Origin of the sequence: Brevundimonas sp. Root608 (assembly GCF_001427825.1) — a bacterium.
Lineage (GTDB): Bacteria > Pseudomonadota > Alphaproteobacteria > Caulobacterales > Caulobacteraceae > Brevundimonas.
This window is the reverse complement of the sequence record NZ_LMGT01000005.1, coordinates 160865-180839: the sequence shown is the minus strand read 5'-3', so window position 1 is coordinate 180839 and position 19975 is coordinate 160865. Positions and strand designations below refer to the sequence as shown.

Below are 19975 nucleotides of genomic sequence, written 5' to 3'. Positions count from 1 at the left end.
GTGTGCGCGCCGACGGCCCGGCGCAACCGGGTCACCCCAGCTTTTCGATCAGGGCCTGGGCGGCCGCCGGATTGCGCACCTTCGCCCCGGCGATGAAATAGGCGAAGACGTCGCCCTGCTTCACCCATTCGCGCGTCTGTCTGACGATGCCGTCCAGCTCGGCCGGAGACATGCCGGTCGGCTCATCCTCGCGGCTCGACATCAGCCGTGCGTATTTGAAGTCGGCCGTGTCCTGATTGATCCGCGGCCATTCCGGCGCCTCGTCGTCATGGCCGTAGACGATGGCCGCGCCGTATTTGCGGGCCAGGTCGTAGAACTGCGCGTTGTCGAACGTCCCGCTGCGGACCTCCAGGGCGTGGCGCAGACGAATGCCGTTCTTCTCCTTCGGCAACAGCTTGAGGAAACCCTCGAAATCGACCGGATCGAATTTCTTGGTGGCCATGAACTGCCAGTTGATCGGCCCCAGCTTGTCGCCCAGCGCCGTCAGCCCTTGGTCGAGGAAGCGTCCGATGCTTTCGCCGGCCTCCGACAGGATTTTGCGGTTGGTGCAGAACCGGCTGGCCTTGACCGCGAAGACGAAGTCGTCGGGCGTCTCGTCGCGCCATTTCATCCAGGTCTCGGGCTTGAAGCCCGAATAGTAGGTGCCGTTGATCTCGATCGAGGTCAGCTTGGAACTGGCGTACTCCAGCTCCCTCTTCTGGCTCAGCTTGTCCGGATAGAAGACCCCGCGCCAGGGCTCATAGGTCCAGCCGCCGATGCCGACGCGGATTCTGCCGCCCATGGCTCAGGCCCTCGGCAGGAAGCGGATCGAGGTCAGAGTCCGCATGGTGTCGTCGTCCAGGCCGAGTATGCCCTGGGTGCTGGCCACGACGGCCCGCTCGCCATCGCCGATCACCGCCCAAAGACATTCGCCGCCGGCGGCGTGGAAGCCGGTCTCCTCGTCGGAGACGCCGCAGGTCACACGGGCCCTGAGGCCCGTCCAGCCGGGACCGGAGAACGGCTCCACCGGAACCGGCGCGAAACGGCCGTAGGTGGTCATCAGCACGCCGTCCGCGTTCCGCTCGAAGCCCGCCTCGGCCGCCGCCACCGCTCCCACCGGCCCGTCCTTCAGCTGCAAGGAGAGCACGTGCTTATCGCCTTCGAACAGAGCGACGCAGCCGGCCTCTTCGCCATCGGGGCAGGGGCCTGTGCGGCGCGAGGAGGCATGGTCGAAGGCGATGCCCAGGGCGGGGTCGCTGAAGACTGTGCGGTCGCCGGCCGCGGCCGGTGATGCGACCGTCGTCGTCGCCGACGCGGCGGCGGGTTCGGCGGTCTGTTCGGACGCGCCGCAGGCGGTCAGAGCGGATGCAGCCATCAGGATGGCGGTCAGACGGATGATCACGTGCGGGGCCCCTTCACCGGTACGGCCGCACTCTCCGCCACCCGGAAGGCGGGATCAAGCCGCGTCCACAAGCGCCCGATAGGCCGCCGTCGCCTGGCCTCGCGCGGTCTCGTCGTCCAGCAGGCGGCGCGAATGGCCGTAGGCCAGCACCAGACCCTTGAACTGGAACACCTTGAGCTCCAGCGTGGACTCGTCGGCTTCGGGATACAGGGTCCGGAACTCGCGCTTCAGCGTCTTGGCCCAGCGGACCTGACTGCCCTTCAGCGTGTCGCGCAGGGGGCCGGGCTGGTCGTCCAGCTCCATCGCCGCCGCCTTCAGCGGGCAGCCGCCCGGGCGATCCTCACCGTCGATCCAGTCCAGCTCGCCCTCGAAGATGCGGTCCAGACGTGCGCGGCCCGGTTCAAGCGGTTCCGCAGGGTCCCAGACCGCCGACTTGAAGCGGTCGATCATGGCGTCGACGACCTCGGCCTGCAGCGCCTCCTTGGACTGGAAATGCTTCAGCACCGCACTCTTGGACAGACCGGCGGCATTCGCGACGTCGCCGAGGCTCACGGCGGCGAGGCCCCGCACCGTGACCTGGGTCATCGCCTCGTCGATCAGTCGGGCGTGGGTGGCCTCGCCTTTGGGCGGCATGCAAAAGCCTCTTGACTCAAAGTAACCGATCGGTCACTTAATGGTGCACGAACGGTCACTTTTAACCCGGATCGTTCGTCATGACCAGCCTTCGGAGGAACCCATGCTCGTCCTGACCCTGATGGCGGCCCTCGCCGTCCAGACCGCCGCTCCCGCCCCGACGTCCGGCGCCGCGGCCACCCTGCTGCAACCCCGCGAAATCCAGCTGAACCTCGACGGACGCAACTGGAGCTGCGGCCCGGCCGGCCAGTGCGCCGGACGCGGCGGCGGCACGACCCAGCCGCTGATGCGGGAATGCCGGCGCTTCGTCGGCCGGATGGGGGCGGTTTCCGCCTTCGCCCGGGCCGGCCTGGCGCTGACGGAAGCCGAGATCGCCCGATGCAACGCGGCCGACAACGCCCGCGCGCCGCGCAACGCCGGCCCCGCCTAGTAGGCGAAGTCCCGGTACATCCGCGTCACGTCGCCCTGCCACTCCCCGTGGTAGAGCTCCAGCAGCCGCTCGGCGGGGGTGACCCCGCTGTCGGCGATGTCTTCCAGCTCCGACAGATAGCCGCGCTCGTCGACCATGCCGCCGCTGAAGCGGGCGCGGTTCTTCAGCCCCTCGCGGGCGATGTGGACCATGTCGACGGCCACGTCCCGCACCGACCGGCCCGCGACCTCGGCCTTCAGGCCAAGCCGCGTGACGTCGCGGCGCAGGCGCTCGTGGTCGCCGATGTCCCAGTCCTTGACCAGGTCCCAGGCCGCGGCCAGGGCCGCGCCGTCGTACAGCACCCCGGCCCACAGGGCCTGCAGCGCGCAGATGCGACTCCACGGTCCGCCGTCGGCGCCGCGCATCTCCAGATACGACTTCAGCCGCACCTCGGGGAAAAGGGTGGTCAGGTGGTCGTTCCAGTCCTTCTTCGTCGCCCGCTCGCCCGGAAGGGCGTCGAGCCCTTCGGTCATGAAGGCGCGGAACGACTGTCCCGACAGGTCGACATAGGTCTCGCCGCGCTTGGCGAAATACATCGGTACATCGAGGGCGTAGTCGGCGTAGCGCTCGTAGCCGAAACCGTCCTCGAACACGAAGTCCAGCATGCCGGTGCGGTCGGGATCGGTGTCGGTCCAGACATTGGCGCGCGACGACAGGAAGCCGCTCGGCTTGCCCTCGATGAAGGGCGAACAGGCGAACAGGGCGGTGGCGATCGGCTGCAGCGCCAGCGAGGTGCGGAATTTGGCCACCATGTCGGCCTCGTCCGCGAAGTCCAGGTTCGACTGGATGGTGCAGGTGCGCAGCATCATGTCGAGGCCCAGCGACCCCTTCTTCGGCATATAGGCCCGCATGATGCCGTAGCGGCCCTTGGGCATGATCGGCACGTCCTCGCGCCGCCACAGCGGGTCGAAACCGGCGCCGATGAAGCCGAGGTTGATCTGGTCGGCGACCTGTTTGACCTCCATCAGGTGGCGGCCGGTCTCGTCGCAGATGTCGTGCACGTCCTTCAGCGGCGCGCCCGACAGTTCGAACTGGCCGCCCGGCTCCAGCGAGATCGAGGCGGTCATGCCCTCGTCGTTCTTGCGCTCCAGGGCGATGACGTGGCCGGCCTCCTCGACCGGGCTCCAGCCGAACCGTTGCAGGCCGGTCAGCATGGCCAGGATGCCGCTCTCGCCGTCATAGGCCGGGCGGCGCAGGGTCGCGCGGTCGAAGCCGAATTTCTCGTGTTCGGCGCCGATGCGCCATTCGGCCTTCGGCTTGGCCCCCTTCGCCATGGCGCCGATCAGGTCTTCGCGGGAGAGCGGCGCGGCGTCGGCCATGTGGTTCTTTCAGCCCCAGAGCCCGAAGGCTGTCGTGGCGGCTAGATGGGGCGAAACAGTGCGTTCCTCAAGGGATGTCGCGATGGACCATGCCGTGTTTTTTGCGGGCGGAGAACGGGGTCATGACGCTGACGAAGAAGGCGACCGACCAGCCCAGCAGGATCGCCCCCGCCACGCCCTCGATCGCGCCCAGCAGCCGCCACTCCGGCGCCATCAGCGAGTCGTCGTAGCCGATCGAGCCATAGCTGATGCTTGAGAAATAGACCGCCTCGCGCAGGTCCGGCACCGCGCCGATCAGCTTGTAGAGGGCGGCGTACATCCAGATCTCCAGCCCATGGACGACGAACAGGCCCAGGACCACGGCGATGGTCAGGAGCGCGTGCCGCCACAGCGGCCCCTCGACATAGGAGCGGCCCGCGCGGATTTCGTAGATTTCCAGTCCCCGGCCGAGGCTGAGCAGGCCGAAGCCGTGGATGCTGACGGCGAGCAGGGCCATGACCGTCGACAGGACGAGTTCGTTGAACATGCCGCATCCTGCCCTGAAGCCGACGGTCCCGCTAGCGGTCCCAGTCGCCCACGGCCGCCTGCCACAGCGTCAGGGCGGCGATGGCGGCGGTGTCGGCCCGCAGGATGCGCGGGCCGAGCGACACGGCGGTGGTGAAGGGCAGGGCTCGCAGCCGCTCGCGCTCCTCCGGCGAGAACCCGCCTTCGGGACCGATCAGCACGGCCCAGGGATCCGCGCCGGCCGCCTGAAGCGCCGGGCCGGCCGGTGCGCCGCCGGTCTCGTCGCAGAACATCAGCCGCCGCCCGGCCTCCCAGCCGTCCAGCAGCTCGGCCAGCTTCGCCGGTTCGTCGATCATCGGCACGTCCAGCCGCCCGGTCTGTTCCGCCGCCTCGATGGCGATGGCGTCCAGCCGGTCCATCCGCACATGCGACGTCTGGGTCCGGTGGGTGACCACCAGCCCGACCCGCCGCACGCCCAGTTCGGTCGCCTTCTCGACGGCGAACTCCAGCGCGCTCTTCTTCACCACGCTGATCAGCAGTTCCAGATCGGGGCCGGTCGACTGCGGCCGCACCTGTTCCTCGGCCCGCAGCACGACGCCCTTCTTGAGCACCTCGGCGATAACGCAGCGCCATTCCCCGTCGCGCCCGTTGAAGACCAGCAGGCCGTCGCCGATCTTGAGCCGCATCACCTGCGTCAGGTAGCGCGACTGGTCCAGCGTCGGCAGGACGGCGGCGTCGGGGGCGAGCGGGGTGGGAACGTGGAGGCGGATCATGGTCCTGACATAGCCCGCACCCCCTTGGCCGTCATCCTCGGGCTTGACCCGAGGATCAGACCGGCCGGTGCTCGGTGAGGGTGACGAGACCCGGTCTCCGATGCGCACGGATCATACCGATAGGTCCACGCCTGACCCTCGGGTCGAGCCCGAGGGTGACGGAGGGGAGGAGGGTTACAGCGTGCGCGCGATCAACAGCTTCATGATCTCGTTGGTGCCGCCGTAGATGCGCTGCACGCGCGCGTCCTTGTACAGCTGGGCGATCGGATATTCGTTCATATAGCCGTAGCCGCCATGCAGCTGCAGCATCTCGTCGATGACCTCGCCCTGGATGTCGGTGACCCAGTATTTGGCCATCGAGGCCGTGGCCGCGTCCAGCTTGCCCTGCAGGTGCAGGCCAAGGCAGTGGTCGACGAAGACCTTGGCGACCGTCAGTTTGGTCTTCACCTCGGCCAGTTTGAACTGGGTGTTCTGGAAGTCGATCACCCGCTTGCCGAAGGCCTTGCGCTCCTTGACGTAGGCCAGCGTCTCCTGCAGCCCGCGCTCGGAGGCGGCCACGCCCTGGACGGCGATGTTGAGACGCTCCTGCGGCAGTTGCTGCATCAACTGGATGAAGCCCTGGCCCTCGCCGCCGCCGATGATGTTCTCGCCGGGAACCTTCACATCGTTGAAGAACAGCTCGGAGGTGTCGTTCCCCTCCATGCCGATCTTGTGCAGGTTCCGCCCGCGCTCGAAGCCTTCCGCGCCGTCCGTCTCGACCACGATCAGGCTGGTGCCCTTGGCGCCCTCCGTCGGGTCGGTCTTGGCCACGACGATGATGAAATTGGCCAGCTGGCCGTTGGTGATGAAGGTCTTGGAGCCGTTCACCACATACTGGTTGCCCTGCTTGATGGCGGTGGTCTTGACGCCCTGCAGGTCGGACCCGGCGCCCGGCTCGGTCATGGCGATGGCGCCGACCAGTTCGCCGGACTGGAGCCGCGGCAGCCAGCGCGCCTTCTGCTCCTCGGTGCCGTAGTGCCAGATGTAGGGCATGACGATCGCATTGTGCAGCGAGATGCCGAAATGGTCCGCCCCCTTCCAGCCCAGCTGGCGCATCAGCACCACCTCATGCCGGTAGTCCCCGCCCATGCCGCCGTCGGCCTCGGGCATGGACAGGCCCAGCAGGCCGGCCTCGCCGGACGCGTTCCACAGCTCGCGCGGCACCGACGAGTTGGCGATCCACGACTGCACCGCCTCGGGCGGCGCGTGCTCGTCGATCCATTTGCCGACGCTGTCGGAGAAGAGGACGATCTCCTCTTCCTGCATGAAGGCGGGCTCGGGGACGTTGAGGACGTTCATGCTCAGAACGCCTCCGCCGGCATCTGCATCAGCACCTCGGCGCCGGTCTTCAGCTTGGCCAGATGCGCCCCCGTATCGGGCAGGATGCGTTCGACGAAGTAGCGGCCGGTCATCAGCTTGTTGGCGTAGAAGGGATCGGTCGAGCCTTCGTCGACCTTCGCCTGCGCCGCCTTGGCCATCTGCGCCCACATATAGGCCAGGGCCGTGAGGCCGAAGATGTGCAGATAGTCGGTGCTCGCCGCCCCGGCGTTGTCCGGGTTCTGCATGCCGTTCTGCATCAGCCACATGGTGGCCTCCTGCAGCTTCTTCTTGGCGTCGGTCAGGCCGTCGACGAAGGGCTTGATCGCCGACTCGCCGCCGTTCTCGGCCACGAAGGCGTCGATGTCGGCGAACCAGGTCATGATGGCCCGGCCGCCGTTGGCGGGCAGTTTGCGTCCCACCAGATCCAGCGCCTGGATGCCGTTGGCGCCCTCGTAGATCATGGTGATCCGCGCATCGCGCAGATACTGCGACGCCGGGAAATGCTCGGTGTAGCCGCTGCCGCCGTGCACCTGCATGGCCAGCGAGGCGACATGGAAGCCCTTGTCGGTCAGATAGGCCTTCAGCACCGGGGTGATCAGCCCCATGTAGTCGCGGGCCTTCTGGGCCTCGGCCTCGTCGTTCGAATGCTGCAGGTCGGCCTGCAGGGCGGTCCACAGGGTGAAGGCCTGGCCGCCCTCGACGAAGGCCTTCGCCTCCAGCAGCATGCGGCGCACGTCCGGGTGGACCATGATGGAGTCCGCCGGGCCGTCCGGGTTTTTCGGTCCGGTCAGGCTGCGGCCCTGCAGGCGATCGTGGGCGAATTCAACGGCGGCCTGATAGGCGGCGGCGCCGATCGACAGACCCTGCAAGCCGGTGCCGAGGCGGGCCTCGTTCATCATCACGAACATGGCCGCCATGCCCTTGTTCTCGGTCCCGACCAGCCAGCCTTTGGCGTTCTCGTAAGCCATGACGCAGGTGGCGTTGCCGTGGATGCCCATCTTGTGCTCGAGGCCGGCGCAGGCCGCGCCCGCGTTACGCTCGCCCAGCGATCCGTCGGCGTTGACGAACACCTTGGGCACAACGAACAGGCTGATGCCCTTGATCCCCGCCGGCGCGCCCTCGATCCGGGCCAGCACCAGATGGATGATGTTGTCGGTGAAGTCGTGCTCGCCCGAGCTGATCCAGATCTTCTGGCCGGTGATGTTGTAGCTGCCGTCGCCGTTGGGCACGGCCTTGGTGCGGATCAGGCCCAGGTCCGTGCCGCACTGGGGCTCGGTCAGGTTCATGGTCCCGCCCCACTCACCCGAGGCCATCTTGGGCAGATACATGGCCTTCTGCTCGTCCGAGCCGTTGGCGTTCAGGCCCCAGTAGGCGCCGGCCGTCAGGCCCGGATACATGGAGAAGGCGGCGCTGGCGGCGGCGGTCATCTGGCCGAAGGCCATGGCCACGACCGAGGGCATGCCCTGGCCGCCGTGCTCGGGCAGGGCCGACAGGGCGGGCCATCCGGCCTCGACCATGGCCTTGTAGGCTTCCTTCCAGCCGGTCGGGCCGGTGACCTTGCCGTCGACCCATTTGCAGCCTTCCTGATCGCCGACGCGGTTCAGCGGGGCGATGACCTCCTCGGCGAATTTCGCGCCTTCCTCGAGGATCTGGGCGACCAGATCGGACGAGACGTCGGCGAAACCGGGCTGGTTCGAATAGCGGTCGATCTCCAGCACCTCGTCCAGAATGAACGTCAGGTCGCGGACAGGCGCCTTGTAGGCCATGTTCAGGCTCTCGCTTTGAAGGGCTGGTGGTGCGGATCGGGGTTCAGCCGGGCCTTCAGCAGGTCGGCGTATTCCTCGGCGCCGGGCAGGAGGTCGGGGCGGTATTCGCCCAGCTTCTTCTCCATGACGGCGCAGGCTTCCTCGGCCGTCTCGATGGCGGCGTCGAGGTCTTCGCGCTGCTGTTTCAGCGCGGCGATCTGGGCCCGGTGGCGGCGCAGGGCGACGGCCATCTGATGGGCGTTGTGATTGTCGTGGTCATAGAGGTCCAGCATCTCCTGGATCTCCAGCAGGCTGAAGCCGATGCGACGCCCGCGCAGGATCAGCTTCAGCCGCGCGCGGTCGCGGGCGTCATAGACCCGCGTCTGACCCTTTCTGGCGGGCGTCAGCAGCCCCTTGTCCTCATAGAAGCGCAGCGCCCGCGCCGTCGCCCCGAACTCGCGGCACAGCTGGCGGATCGAATAGGTGCGATGGTCGTCGGCGGTCGCCATGCATGCGTCATAACTTGACGTGCACGTAAAGGGAAGCCTTTAGCTGGGCATGGCTCGCAAACACGTCAATCTGGGCTCGGCCCCGGACAAACGCGATCTGCCGCAGAAGACGTGCGTCGTCTGCGGCAGGCCGTTCTCGTGGCGCCGGAAATGGGCGCGCGACTGGGAAAGCGTCAGGGTGTGCTCGGACCGTTGCCGGGCCGCGGGGCCGAAAGACTAGCGGACTTCGCGAGCCCGCATCCACAGCACCGGCGCGGTCATGGCGATCAGGACCAGATTGGTCACCGTCGGACCGGCGTCCATGCCGGTCGCGTGCAGGCCCAGCATGACCACTTCCAGGGCCAGCAGGCCCGAGGCGGCCATGACCAGCAGCGGGCGGCCGTGCTTCCACGACACCAGAGGGGCCAGCACCAGCAGCGCCAGCAGGATTTCCGCCAGACCCAGACCGCGCACCATGTTCGGCGCGACATGCGCCGGCCAGCGCATCAGGTCGACCAGATTGGCCATCGGCTCGCTGAGCTTGGCGTAGCCCGCGCCGATGAAGAACATCGCGAGCCAGCCCTGCAGCGTCCAGAGGGTCAGGTTGCGATAGCTGGCGTTCAGGCGCGAGCGGGCGGGCGAGAGGGTCTGGGAAGTCATTTTTCTGACGCCGGGGAGGGCGCTCTTGTGATTGGCAACAGTGGCGATGTCGGATCGCCCAATCCATTCCGCAAGAGTGCGAAGCGTGACCGTAACCATCCGTGACCGCCTTCTGCGTGAGCTACGGGGCCGAAGCGTGGCCGTATCCATAATTCTCTGTAATGCGACGGGCCTTGCAGCGGGGTTAAGGCCAGGCCCGGAACATCCGGGACGCACGGACGGGGTCGGCATGACGGGGGTCCTTCGGTCACAACCACGCCGGCGGCGACCGGCCTGCGCCTTCTGGCGCATCCCTGCTGACAGCCTGCTGTCAGTAGTCTGACAGGCCCCACGCCTGGCCGGCCTCGCGGACGCGTCTGATCTTTGTCTCCAGCGCGCCCCAGTCGTCGTCGTCGTCGATCGCCGTCCAGATCGCCTCGACCTCGTCGATCAGCATCTCCTCAGGCTCGGACCGGGCGAAGACCGGATGCTCCAGCCGCTCCGGTCGGTCTGGCCCGTGCTCGAACAGGGCGAAGCGGAAGACGTCGAACGCCTCACCCTGATAGAGTTTGCCGCGCGGACCGCCCAGCGCCCGGGCGGAGGAGGCGAAGCCGCCGAACCAGTCGAAGAACAGCGGCTCCCAGCGAAGGGCCTCGCCGCCCTCGCGCAGCACGGCCAGGGTCGCGTCAACCAGGCGCTGGTCGGCGGCCTCGCCGAGGCTCAGCACGCCCAGCCGGGCCAGGAAGGCGGCGCGCAGTTCGCGGATATAGGCCGGGCCGAACCCGTTCAGCGCCTCGGTCAGCGGCCCGGCGTCGGCCGCCAGCTTCAGGGCCCCGCCCAGTTGCGTCAGGGCCCAGAACACGGCCTCGGGCTGGCGGGCGAAGGCGTAGAGGCCGGTGTGGTCGAAATAGGCGGCGGTGAAACCGGGTTCGTAACGCGGCAGGAACCGCCACGGACCGTAGTCGAAGCTTTCTCCCGTGACGTTCAGATTGTCGGTGTTAAGCACCCCATGGACAAAGCCGGCGGCGATCCATCGTGCGGTCAGCCGGGCCGAACTCTCGACCACGGCGCGCAGAAAGCCGGGGACGTCGCCCGCCGCGACATCGGGATGATAGGCGGCGCGGACATGGTCGATCAGCGCCTCGATCATGTCCTTGCGGCCCAGATACGCCGCTCGCTGGAAGGTGCCGAAACGGATGTGGCTGTGCGACAGCCGCACCAGCACCGCCGACCGCGTCGGCGACGGCTCGTCGCCACGCTGCAAGGGCTCACCGGTCTCGATCAGGCTGAAGGCGCGGCTGGTCGGCACGCCCAACGCCTCCAGCATCTCGGCGGCCAGAACCTCGCGCACCCCGCCCTTCAGGGTCAGCCGCCCGTCGGCGCCGCGTGACCAGGGCGTCTGGCCCGATCCCTTGGAACCAAGGTCAAGCAGTCGCCCCCGATCGTCCCGGATCTGGGCCGCCAGGAAGCCGCGGCCGTCGCCGAGGTCGGGGTTGTAGGTGCGGAACTGGTGCCCGTGATAGCGCATGGCGAGCGGCCCCGGCTGGCCCGGCAGCGGCTCGAACCGGCCGAAATGGGCGATCCATTCGGCGTCGCTCAGCCCGTCCAGCCCCACGCTCGAGGCGGCCCTGTCGTTGCGGACGCGCAGGATGGCCTCCGGGAAGTCCGCCGGACGAACGGCGTCGCCGTATTCATCGCCCAGATCGAAGAAGCGGGAATCGGGACGGTAGGCGGGGGACGTTGGCATGCCCGGCAAATGACGTCTCGATGGCAGGGACGCAACGGTTGAACGCCCCGCGCCAGCATCTATTGTGTCCGCAGAGATCAGGCCGCGCGCGCGGCCAGGCCGGCGCCCCACAGGGGGATGAACCCGGTCCGGCGTCCGTCGATAACCTGACGCCACGACAGACCTTTCCGATCCGGAGGCCGCCGTGGCGCGCAAACTGACTCTCGAATTCCTCAAGACCGAGGCCGGCTCGGGCGCGGTCCTGGGCCTCGCCGCCCTGGCCGCCCTGATCGTCGCCAACTCGCCCTTGTCGGCGGGCTATTTCGGCTGGCTGAAGAGCGAACATGTCCTCCAGGTCGGGCCCCTGGCCCTCGAGATGTCCATCTCTGAATGGATCAAGGAAGGGCTGATGGCGGTCTTCTTCCTCGTGGTCGGGCTGGAGATCAAATACGAAATCCTGCGCGGCGAGCTCAGCGATCCGCGCAAACTGGCCACGCCGGTTCTGGCCGCGGCGGGCGGCATGATCGCCCCGGCCCTGGTCTATCTGGCCCTTTCGAGCGTGATGGGCGGGCCGCACGGCGGCTGGCCTATCCCGCTTGCGACCGACATCGCCTTCGCCCTGGCCGTCTTCGCCATGGTGGCGCGCAGGCTGCCGTCGTCGCTGCGCGTCTTCCTGCTGACTCTCGCCATCGTCGACGACCTCGGCGCCATCGCCCTGATCGCGGCGCTCTTTTCCAGCGGGGTCAGCCTTCAGCCGCTCGCCGGAATCGTGGCGCTTCTGGTCGTCGGCTTCTTCATCGCCCGGAGCCGCAGGATACCGGCCCCCTTCTGGGTCCTGGGCTTCAGCGCGGTCTGGTATCTGACGGTGCTGGCGGGGCTGTCGACGTCCCTGACCGCCGTCGCCTTCGCCGCCATCGTGCCGGTCGTCGATCGCCGCGACGACGGTCAAAGCCCCCTGCGCGAGGCCATGCACGATCTGCACCCCTATGTCGCCTTCCTGGTCCTGCCCATGTTCGCCTTCGCCAAGGCCGGCGTCAGCTTCGCGGGCCTGTCGCTGGACCAGATGCTGGCTCCGCTGGTGCTCGGCGTCGCGCTGGGCCTTTTCATCGGCAAGCAGGTCGGAGTGCTGGGCGCCGCATGGCTCGCCTCCGCCCTCAGGATCGGCGCCAGGCCGACGGGCGCGACATGGCTGGAAGTCTACGGAGTCAGTCTGCTGTGTGGCGTCGGCTTCACCATGAGCCTGTTCATCGGCACCCTTGCTTTCCCGGGGGCGATCGACTCGCCGGAACAGGTCGAGGTCAAGTTGGGCGTGCTGCTCGGGTCTCTGCTATCCGCGCTCGCCGGCGGCGCGGTGCTGGCCGCGGCGGCGCGACGGCGCAAGAATTTGGCCGAACAGACCCCGGATACTATCCCGACCTAGGGGAATATTGACCTAGCGTCATCGGTTTCTGTCGCTTTTGCGTCACAGTCACGGTTGCGCCATGGCGGAAACAGGGCCGTGAATGGTCCCGCTCCTTGTCGCTGAGTCCGGCTTGGACTACCCCGGACGCTGGACTTTCCGCGCTTCATCAAGAAGAGCGCGGGCCAGGGATCAGGAAACGCCGCGGTCGCCGTCCTTGACGGGGTCCCGGCCCATGTCGGGGAGCGACCATGCGCCTTACCAACCTTCTTCGCACTACTGTGTCGGCCGCCGTCGTGGGCGCCTGCGCCTTCGGCCTCGCCGGCGTCGCTTCCGCTCAGGATGCGCCGCAGGACGCGCCGCAGACCATCGACGACATCATCGTCACCGCCCAGAAGCGCGAGCAGAACCTGCAGGACGTTCCGATCGTGGTCACCAGCCTGTCGCAGGAAGTGCTGCAGGACGCCGGCGTGCGCGACATCAAGGATCTGCAGATCCTGACCCCCGGCATGACGGTCACCTCGACCTCGTCGGAAGCCTCGACCACCGCCCGCATCCGCGGCGTCGGCACGGTCGGCGACAACCCCGGCCTGGAAAGCTCGGTCGGCGTGGTCATCGACGGCGTCTATCGCTCGCGCAACTCGGTCGGCTTCGGCGATCTGGGCGAACTGGCCCGCATCGAGGTCCTGAAGGGCCCGCAGGGCACGCTGTTCGGCAAGAACACCTCGGCCGGCGTCATCAACATCATCACTGAAGCCCCCTCGTTCACCCCGGGCTTCAACGCCGAGCTGACCGCCGGCAACTACGGCCAGATGGGCGCTTCCGGCTCCGTCACCGGCCCGATCAGCGACACCCTGGCCTTCCGCCTCTACGCCGGTCGCCGTGTCCGCGACGGCTTCATGAATATCGACACCGGCGACGGCCCGCGAGCAGAGACCACCGACGGCAACCAGGATTTCGGCACCGTCCGCGGCCAGCTGCTGTGGCTGCCGAACGATGACGTCTCCATCCGCATGATCGCCGACTATTCGTCGCGCGACGAGTTCTGCTGCATCGGCACCCAGATCCGCACCGGACCCACCTATCCGTTCGTTGACGGTCTCTCGAACGGCACGGGCCAGCGTCCGCCGGCCGCCGGCTTCGGCGTCCTGCCGTTCTCGCGCACCGGATTCGCCAACCGTGCGGACGGCCAGGAGGTCGAGGACAAGGGCATCTCGATCGAGGCCAACATCGACATGCCGACGTTCCTCGGCGGCGCGACCCTGACCTCGGTCACCTCGGCCCGTCGCTGGACCTCCAGCCTCGGCCAGGACATCGACTACACCGGCGCTGACCTGCTGTACCGCGTCCAGGACGGCGACTACGGCTATGAAGTCGACAACCTGACCCAGGAATTCCGCCTGGCCGGGTCGAACGACCGCCTCGACTGGCTGGTCGGCCTGTTCGCCACCAAGGAAGATATCGGCCGTACGGACAGCTACTATTTCGGCGCCGACTACACGCCCTATCTGTCGTTCATTCTCAGCGCCGGCATCAACCGGGCGAACCCGGCCATTCCGGTCAGCCCCAATGACATCGGCTGCTTCACCCGCGCGGCCCAGACGGCGCCGGGCCTCGGCGGCTGTCTCGTCAGCGGCGGCGCGGCCCTCGGCGGCGGCATCGGCTTCGTCGTCGGGCAAGGCGTCGAGGACAAGTACGACCAGCAGTCGGAGTCGATCGCCCTCTTCACCAACAACAGCTGGCACGTCACCGACGCCTTCGACATCACCCTCGGCCTTCGCTACACCCTCGACGACAAGAGCCTGGTGGCGCAGCAGCGCAACATCAACGGCAACGGCAATACGTGTAACGCCGCCCTGGCCAACGCCGGAGCCATTGGCGCGGTGCTCGGCGCCTCGGCTCCGACCATCCTCGGCACCATCTGCCTGCCCTGGGCCAACTCGGCCTTCACCAACCGCAACATCTCCGAAAGCTTCGACGACGGGGAACTGAGCGGAACGGTCAAGGCGTCCTACCGCCTGAACCCGTCGATCCTGGCCTATGTGTCCTACGCTCGCGGCTACAAGAGCTTCGGCTACAACCTGGATCGCGTGCAGAGCGGCATCACCCCGACCGCCTCGCTGCTGTTCCCGTCGGAAGTGGTCGACAGCTACGAAGCCGGCGTGAAGATGACGCTGCTGAGCCGCACCCTGCTGCTGAACGCGACCTACTTCGACCAGACGTTCGAGGACTTCCAGCTCAACACCTTCCTCGGCACCGCCTTCGTGGTGGAATCGATCCCCGAGCTGACCTCGCGCGGCGTCGACGCCGACATGGTCTGGTTCACCCCGATCGAGGGCCTGAGCTTCCAGGGCGGCGTCACCTGGACCGACGCCAACTACGGAAACTTCACCGCCGCCGATCTGACGACCCCCGGCAACTTCCCGCAGCTGTCCCTGCTGCCGGGCGCCCGCGCCTCGTTCGCGCCGGAGTGGTCGGCCACCGGCTCGGTCAACTTCGAACGCAACATGGGGAACGGCCTGCGCGCCGGCTTCAGCCTCGCCGCCAAATACATGGGCGACTACAACACGGGCTCGGACCTGCTGCCCTACAAGCTGCAGGAAGCCTTCACCACGGTGAACGGCCGCATCATGGTCGGCACCGAGGACGAGCGCTGGACGGCCGAGTTCTGGGTCCAGAACCTGACCGACGAGGAGTATATCCAGGTCGCCTATAACGCTCCGCTGCAAGGCTCGGCGTTCCAGACGACGGTCCAGCCGAACGGCACCTACTACAACCCGGCGCTGGACACCCAGACCTACGACGCCTTCCTGGGCCAGCCGCGCACCTACGGCGCGACCCTGCGCTTCAAATACTAGCCGCCCCGCCGCACGGCGGATCGACGAAGCCGGCCGGGGGAAACCCCGGCCGGTTTTGTTTTGGGTGATGTGCGGGGCGGGGGCGGGGGAGGAATCCCCGGTCGCTTTCGGGTCCTGCAAAGACCGCAGTCGAAAGGGCCGCATGAACCGCAATGGCCCGTCTGCCATAAAGGCCATGACGGCAATGGCCGCCGACCCCTGGCCGGGCCGACCAGGCCGGGCGGGGAATGTCCGGCCGGTCTTATCCTGGCGGTGGAAGGGGCGCGGAGATTCGCCTTCCGGGGGGATGACCCGCGCCGTCCCCGGTGACCCCTCATCCGTCAGCCTGCGGCCGCCGCCGTCTGCCGAAAGGGGAGACGGCGGCGCTTGCGAAGCAGGTGTCCGACTACTCCGCCGGCGTCGTTTCCGGCCGCGGGGGCGCGTGCCTCTGGCCAGCGAACATCTTGCTCATCCGCCGGGCGAAGAAGCCCGCGATGTCGTCGATGATGGTGAAGATCGGCGGGATGAAGAGCAGCGACAGGAAGGTCGAGGAGATCAGGCCGCCGACCACGGCGATGGCCATCGGCGAGCGGAACTCCACATCGGCGCCCCAGCCGAGGGCGACAGGCAGCATGCCCGCGCCCATGGCGAAGGTGGTCATCAGGATCGGCCGGGCCCGCTTGTGGGCGGCGTCCATGATGGCGTCGAAGCGCGGCATCCCGTCCTTCTCGGCCATGACGATGTAGTCGACCAGCAGGATCGAGTTCTTGGCCGCGATGCCCATCAGCATCAGCACCCCGATCAGGGACGAGATCGAGAAGCTGGAGCCGCCGATCATCAGGGCCACGAAGGCTCCGCCGATGGCCAGCGGCAGCGAGGCCATGATGGTGATCGGATAGGCGAAACTTTTGAACAGCAGCACCAGCACGGCGTACATCAACAGGATGCCGGTGCCGAAGGCGATGGCGAAGCCGATGATCATCTCCTGGATGAATTCCTCGTCGCCGGCGGGCACCTGACGCACGCCGGCCGGCAGGTTCTGGACCGTCGGCAGCCGGCTCACGGCGGCGGCGGCCTCCCCGCTGCGAATCCCGTCCAGCTCGGCCGAGATGGTCGCGACGCGCGACCGGTCCTGGCGCAGCACCTGCGAGGGGCCCGCTCCGAACTGGATGTCGGCCACGGCGCTGAGCGGCACGGAGGCTCCCGTGGCAGTCGGAACCCGCAGGGTCTCCAGCACTGACAGGTCCTCGCGGGCGTCCCGGGTCAGGCGCAGACGGATCGGCACCTGTCGATCGCCCAGATTGTATTTGGGCAGGTTCTGGTCGACATCGCCGATGGTCGCGACGCGGACAGCCTGGGATATGGCGCTGGTCGAGACGCCCATCAGGGCGGCCTGATCCGGACGGGGCGTGACCAGGATCTCCGGACGGGCGATCGCGGCGGTGTTGACCACATTGGCCAGGCCCGGAACGGTCCGCATCTCGGCCTCGACGGCGCGGGCGGCCGCGGTCAGGGCGGCCCCGTTGTCGCTGAGGATGGCGAACTGGTAACTGGTGCCGTCCGAGGGGCCGCCGCCTTGCTGGGCGACGCCGGCCCCGATGCGGGCGCCGGGGATCGGTTTCCAGCTGTCGACCATCACGCGGGCGAACTGCTGCTGACTCAGGTCGCGCTCACCCTTGTCCGTCAGGTCGGCGTAGACGTTGGCCTGGTTTACCTCCTGGCCTCCGATCGAGGCATAGACCGAGGTGACCTCGGGGCGCGCCCGAAGGTCCCGCGTGATCCGCTGCACCACGGCGTCGGTCTGGGCCAGGGTCGCGCCCGGCGGCAGTTCGACCGAGAATCCGGCCCGGCCGCGATCTCCGCTGGCGAGGAATTCGAACGGGATCGCGCCGGACATGACGATGCCGATACAGCCCAGCATCAGACCGGTGCCCATCAGGAACACCTTCCAGCGGTTCCTCAGACCCCAGCCCAGCGCCTTCAGATAGCCGCTCATCCAGAACGGGTCGGCGTCCTCGTGCTTCTGGTGCTTGAGCAGATAGGCGGCCATGAGCGGCGTCAGGGTGCGCGCCACCACGAGCGAGAAGGCCACGGAGACACAGGCGGCGAGCGCGAAGGCCTTGAAGAACTGCCCGATGATGCCCGGCATGGCGCCGACAGGCGCGAACACGGCGATGATGGTCGCGGTGGTGGCGACGACCGCCAGGCCGATTTCGTCGGCGGCCTCCATCGAGGCGTGATAGGGCGACTTGCCGTCGCGCATGTGGCGGACGATGTTCTCGATCTCGACGATGGCGTCATCCACCAGGATGCCGATGGTCAGGGACAGGGCCAGCAGGCTGATGCCGTTCAGCGACTGGCCCAGCGGCTCCAGCACCAGGAACGTCGGGATCAGCGACATCGGAATGGCGGTGGCGGTGATGAAGGTGGCGCGCCAGTCGCGCAGGAAGATGAACACCACGATCACGGCCAGCACGGCCCCCAGCAGCAGGGCTTCAAGCGAGGCGATATAGCTTTCCTCGATCTCTTCGACGCTGGCGGTGACCTGGCGGATGACCAGTTCGGGATGCGCCTCGTCGATCTCCGCGACGGCTTCGCGGACCCGTTCCGCGATCCGGACCTCGGACGCCGAGCGCGAGCGCAGGAAGTTGAAGGTGATCGCTTCCTGACCGTTGTAGCGCGCCAGACGGCGGGGCTCCGACCAGTGGTCCTCGACCCGGCCCAGGTCGCCCAGCCGCACGGACCGGCCGCCCGACAGGGGCACCAGGGTTTCGCGCAGGGCCTCGATCGAGGTCGCGGCGCCCAGGGTGCGGATCGACCGCTCGGAGCCCGAGATCGTCACCCGGCCGCCGGGCTGATCGGAGTTGACGCTGGTCAGCGCCTGGCTGACGGCGGCGGCGGTCAGGCCGTAGGAGGCCAGCCGGTCCGGGTCCAGCTCGACCGCGATCTCGCGGTCCACGCCGCCGCCGCGATTGACCTCGCCCACGCCCTTGATGGCCAGCAGGGTCCGGCTGACGTCATTGTCGACGAACCAGCTGATCTCTTCCGGCGTCATGGTCTCCGAGCTGATCACCCAGGTGATCAGGGCGTCGCCGGTGATGTCGATGCGCTGGACGCTGGGTTCCTGCATGTCCTGCGGCAGGTCGGCGCGCAGCCCGCCCATGGCGTTGCGGACGTCGTTGGTGGCGCGTTCGGTGTCCGTGCCCAGCTCGAACTCGATGGTCGTCGAGGAGACGCCGTCGGTGATCTGGGAGTTGATGTGGCGCACGCCGGACAGGCCGGCGAGCGAGTCCTCGATCAGGCGCGTGACCTGGACTTCCATCTCGCTGGGCGCCGCGCCCGGCCGCACGGCGGTGACCGCCACCAGCGGGAAATCGATGTCCGGATTATTGTTGATCCGCATGCTCAGGAAGCTGAGCACCCCGCCGATGGTCAGCAGGGTGAACAGCAGGATGATCGGGATCGGATTCCGGATCGACCAGGACGAGATGTTTTTCATCGTCCGGGCCCTATTTCTTGGCCGGCGCGGCGGCGCGGACGGGGGCGGGGCGGGCCGCGGCGGCCACCGTCACCCGGTCGCCGTCGCCGAGGAAGCCGGCCCCTGCGACCACGACGCGCGATCCGGCGGCCAGGCCGCTGACCGCCGTCGAATCGACCGTCCGCGACAGCACGGTCACCGGCTGGAAGCGGGCGCGGCTGTCGGTCCCCATGACGAAGACGCCCGCCCGGTTCTCGCGGTACAGCACCGCGGCCGTCGGCACGGTCACCGCCGGCTGGTCGCCGACCTGGATGCGGGCGCGGGCGAACATGCCGGGCCGGAAGGCGCCGCCGGTGATGGCGATGCGGGCGGTTCCCAGACGGGTCTCGGCGTCGACCTCGGGCGTCACGATGCGGACGCGGCCGGTGGTTTCGCCGACCTGGTCGGACGAGATGACGGCCCCCTGGCCGGCGCGGACCAGGGCCATGTCGGTTTCCGGCACCTGGGCGTCCAGCTCCAGCCGGCCGTCGCGGACGATGCGGAACAGTTCGGTTCCGGCGGCGATGATCTGGCCGCGCGTGACGCTGCGGCTGATGACCAGGCCCGAGACGGGCGCCTTGATGATCGCCTGCGACAGTCGCGTGCGCGTCTCGGACAGGGACGCCTGCGCCGCCGCCACATTGGCGCTGGAGGCGCGATGGTTGGCAAGGGCCGTGTCCAGCGAGGCCTGGCTGAGGAAGCCGCGCTCCTTCAGCTCCTGGGCGCGGCCCAGCGCCGCCTGGTCGCGGGCGGCGTTGGCCTCGGCCGTCTGAACGGCGGCCTGCTGCTGGCGCAGCTGGGCGCGCAGCAGGGCGTCGTTCATCTGCACCAGAGGCTGGCCCTGGCGCACCCAGGTCCCCTCATCGACATAGACGCCGGTGGCGGTCAGACCGCCGGTCTCGGCGCCGACAGGCACCTCTTCCCAGGCCGAGACGGTGCCCGAGGCGGTGACGGTGCGCGGCAGGTTCTGCAGCGAGGCGGTCACGACCGAGACCGTCTGGCTGGACGCGCCGGCGCCGGCCTTGGTATCGGCCTTCTTCGCATCGCCCTCGCCGCCGCAGGCCGCCAGGGCCAGGCCGATGACGACGACCGCCGCGCCGGTCCGCATGTTCCGCATGGTCTTGCTCACGTCTGATCCCCCTGGGCCACGGCGGGGAGGCCGCGCGCCGGTTGACGGCCGCCCGTC

The 19975-nt window shown here is 68.2% G+C and carries 17 protein-coding genes; 4 read left to right on the top strand and 13 right to left on the bottom strand.

Features of this window, described 5'->3' with window-relative positions:
• Positions 1-31 precede the first annotated feature (31 nt).
• The 3 genes from ASD59_RS09150 to ASD59_RS09140 are packed head-to-tail and all read right to left on the bottom strand — an operon-like array spanning position 32 to position 2014.
• Positions 32-781 carry a DUF72 domain-containing protein gene (locus ASD59_RS09150; protein WP_055831078.1) on the bottom strand — a complete coding sequence of 250 codons (750 nt, stop codon included), beginning with the start codon at positions 779-781 and terminating at the stop codon, positions 32-34.
• 3 nt (positions 782-784) lie between these two features.
• On the bottom strand, positions 785-1381 hold the full coding sequence (locus ASD59_RS09145; protein WP_055831076.1) for a hypothetical protein: 597 nt from the start codon (positions 1379-1381) through the stop codon (positions 785-787).
• A gap of 54 nt (positions 1382-1435) precedes the next feature.
• Positions 1436-2014, bottom strand: coding sequence for a TetR/AcrR family transcriptional regulator (locus tag ASD59_RS09140; RefSeq protein WP_055831074.1), 579 nt, complete (start codon positions 2012-2014; stop codon positions 1436-1438).
• A gap of 103 nt (positions 2015-2117) precedes the next feature.
• On the opposite strand from ASD59_RS09140, the gene ASD59_RS09135 reads away from it, so the two are divergent.
• Positions 2118-2444, top strand: a complete 327-nt coding sequence (locus tag ASD59_RS09135; protein ID WP_055831072.1) for a CC_3452 family protein — start codon at positions 2118-2120, stop codon at positions 2442-2444.
• Here the strand turns inward: ASD59_RS09135 and ASD59_RS09130 are convergent.
• The 6 genes from ASD59_RS09130 to ASD59_RS09105 all read right to left on the bottom strand — a co-directional run bounded on the left by ASD59_RS09130 (position 2441) and on the right by ASD59_RS09105 (position 8692).
• Positions 2441-3802: a glutamate--cysteine ligase gene (locus tag ASD59_RS09130; protein WP_055831070.1), complete on the bottom strand. Its 1362-nt coding sequence runs from the start codon at positions 3800-3802 to the stop codon at positions 2441-2443. The genes ASD59_RS09135 and ASD59_RS09130 overlap by 4 nt on opposite strands.
• A gap of 67 nt (positions 3803-3869) precedes the next feature.
• A complete protein-coding gene (locus ASD59_RS09125; RefSeq protein ID WP_055831068.1) occupies positions 3870-4328 on the bottom strand; it encodes an ion channel in 459 nt (152 codons plus the stop codon).
• A gap of 31 nt (positions 4329-4359) precedes the next feature.
• Positions 4360-5079, bottom strand: coding sequence for a 16S rRNA (uracil(1498)-N(3))-methyltransferase (locus ASD59_RS09120; RefSeq protein ID WP_055831066.1), 720 nt, complete (start codon positions 5077-5079; stop codon positions 4360-4362).
• A gap of 174 nt (positions 5080-5253) precedes the next feature.
• Positions 5254-6417: an acyl-CoA dehydrogenase family protein gene (locus tag ASD59_RS09115; RefSeq protein ID WP_055831064.1), complete on the bottom strand. Its 1164-nt coding sequence runs from the start codon at positions 6415-6417 to the stop codon at positions 5254-5256.
• Between the two features lie 2 nt (positions 6418-6419).
• Positions 6420-8204 (bottom strand): acyl-CoA dehydrogenase C-terminal domain-containing protein, encoded by a 1785-nt coding sequence (locus ASD59_RS09110; RefSeq protein ID WP_055831061.1) that lies wholly within the window; start codon positions 8202-8204, stop codon positions 6420-6422.
• A gap of 2 nt (positions 8205-8206) precedes the next feature.
• A complete protein-coding gene (locus ASD59_RS09105) occupies positions 8207-8692 on the bottom strand; it encodes a MerR family transcriptional regulator (RefSeq protein WP_055831059.1) in 486 nt (161 codons plus the stop codon).
• Between the two features lie 49 nt (positions 8693-8741).
• Here ASD59_RS09105 and ASD59_RS13940 point away from each other — a divergent pair, with 49 nt between their 5' ends.
• Positions 8742-8912 carry a DUF2256 domain-containing protein gene (locus tag ASD59_RS13940; protein WP_082560136.1) on the top strand — a complete coding sequence of 57 codons (171 nt, stop codon included), beginning with the start codon at positions 8742-8744 and terminating at the stop codon, positions 8910-8912.
• On the opposite strand, the gene ASD59_RS09100 is transcribed toward ASD59_RS13940, so the two are convergent.
• Both ASD59_RS09100 and ASD59_RS09095 read right to left on the bottom strand, forming a co-directional pair.
• Positions 8909-9331 carry a DoxX family protein gene (locus tag ASD59_RS09100; protein ID WP_055831054.1) on the bottom strand — a complete coding sequence of 141 codons (423 nt, stop codon included), beginning with the start codon at positions 9329-9331 and terminating at the stop codon, positions 8909-8911. The two genes, ASD59_RS13940 and ASD59_RS09100, sit on opposite strands and share 4 nt — an antisense overlap.
• Before the next feature lie 310 nt (positions 9332-9641).
• Positions 9642-11057, bottom strand: coding sequence for a protein adenylyltransferase SelO (locus ASD59_RS09095; protein WP_055831053.1), 1416 nt, complete (start codon positions 11055-11057; stop codon positions 9642-9644).
• A 184-nt stretch (positions 11058-11241) separates the two neighbouring features.
• Here ASD59_RS09095 and nhaA point away from each other — a divergent pair, with 184 nt between their 5' ends.
• Positions 11242-12456: a Na+/H+ antiporter NhaA gene (gene nhaA / locus ASD59_RS09090; protein ID WP_055831051.1), complete on the top strand. Its 1215-nt coding sequence runs from the start codon at positions 11242-11244 to the stop codon at positions 12454-12456.
• A 230-nt stretch (positions 12457-12686) separates the two neighbouring features.
• Entirely contained in the window at positions 12687-15293 is a 2607-nt protein-coding gene (locus ASD59_RS09085; protein WP_055831049.1) for a TonB-dependent receptor, read from the top strand.
• Positions 15294-15678: 385 nt separating this feature from the next.
• On the opposite strand, the gene ASD59_RS09080 is transcribed toward ASD59_RS09085, so the two are convergent.
• Both ASD59_RS09080 and ASD59_RS09075 read right to left on the bottom strand, forming a co-directional pair.
• Positions 15679-18771, bottom strand: coding sequence for an efflux RND transporter permease subunit (locus tag ASD59_RS09080; RefSeq protein ID WP_055831048.1), 3093 nt, complete (start codon positions 18769-18771; stop codon positions 15679-15681).
• 10 nt (positions 18772-18781) lie between these two features.
• A complete protein-coding gene (locus tag ASD59_RS09075) occupies positions 18782-19918 on the bottom strand; it encodes an efflux RND transporter periplasmic adaptor subunit (RefSeq protein WP_327019544.1) in 1137 nt (378 codons plus the stop codon).
• Positions 19919-19975: the final 57 nt, after the last annotated feature.

What these genes read in the sequence shown, in the direction of transcription:
- ASD59_RS09150 (WP_055831078.1), bottom strand. Translation starts at nt 781, where the DNA reads ATGGGCGGCAGAATCCGCGTCGGCATCGGCGGCTGGACCTATGAGCCC.
- ASD59_RS09140 (WP_055831074.1), bottom strand. Translation starts at nt 2,014, where the DNA reads ATGCCGCCCAAAGGCGAGGCCACCCACGCCCGACTGATCGACGAGGCG.
- ASD59_RS09135 (WP_055831072.1), top strand. Translation starts at nt 2,118, where the DNA reads ATGCTCGTCCTGACCCTGATGGCGGCCCTCGCCGTCCAGACCGCCGCT.
- ASD59_RS09130 (WP_055831070.1), bottom strand. Translation starts at nt 3,802, where the DNA reads ATGGCCGACGCCGCGCCGCTCTCCCGCGAAGACCTGATCGGCGCCATG.
- ASD59_RS09125 (WP_055831068.1), bottom strand. Translation starts at nt 4,328, where the DNA reads ATGTTCAACGAACTCGTCCTGTCGACGGTCATGGCCCTGCTCGCCGTC.
- ASD59_RS09120 (WP_055831066.1), bottom strand. Translation starts at nt 5,079, where the DNA reads ATGATCCGCCTCCACGTTCCCACCCCGCTCGCCCCCGACGCCGCCGTC.
- ASD59_RS09115 (WP_055831064.1), bottom strand. Translation starts at nt 6,417, where the DNA reads ATGAACGTCCTCAACGTCCCCGAGCCCGCCTTCATGCAGGAAGAGGAG.
- ASD59_RS09110 (WP_055831061.1), bottom strand. Translation starts at nt 8,204, where the DNA reads ATGGCCTACAAGGCGCCTGTCCGCGACCTGACGTTCATTCTGGACGAG.
- ASD59_RS09105 (WP_055831059.1), bottom strand. Translation starts at nt 8,692, where the DNA reads ATGGCGACCGCCGACGACCATCGCACCTATTCGATCCGCCAGCTGTGC.
- ASD59_RS13940 (WP_082560136.1), top strand. Translation starts at nt 8,742, where the DNA reads ATGGCTCGCAAACACGTCAATCTGGGCTCGGCCCCGGACAAACGCGAT.
- ASD59_RS09100 (WP_055831054.1), bottom strand. Translation starts at nt 9,331, where the DNA reads ATGACTTCCCAGACCCTCTCGCCCGCCCGCTCGCGCCTGAACGCCAGC.
- ASD59_RS09095 (WP_055831053.1), bottom strand. Translation starts at nt 11,057, where the DNA reads ATGCCAACGTCCCCCGCCTACCGTCCCGATTCCCGCTTCTTCGATCTG.
- ASD59_RS09085 (WP_055831049.1), top strand. Translation starts at nt 12,687, where the DNA reads ATGCGCCTTACCAACCTTCTTCGCACTACTGTGTCGGCCGCCGTCGTG.
- ASD59_RS09080 (WP_055831048.1), bottom strand. Translation starts at nt 18,771, where the DNA reads ATGAAAAACATCTCGTCCTGGTCGATCCGGAATCCGATCCCGATCATC.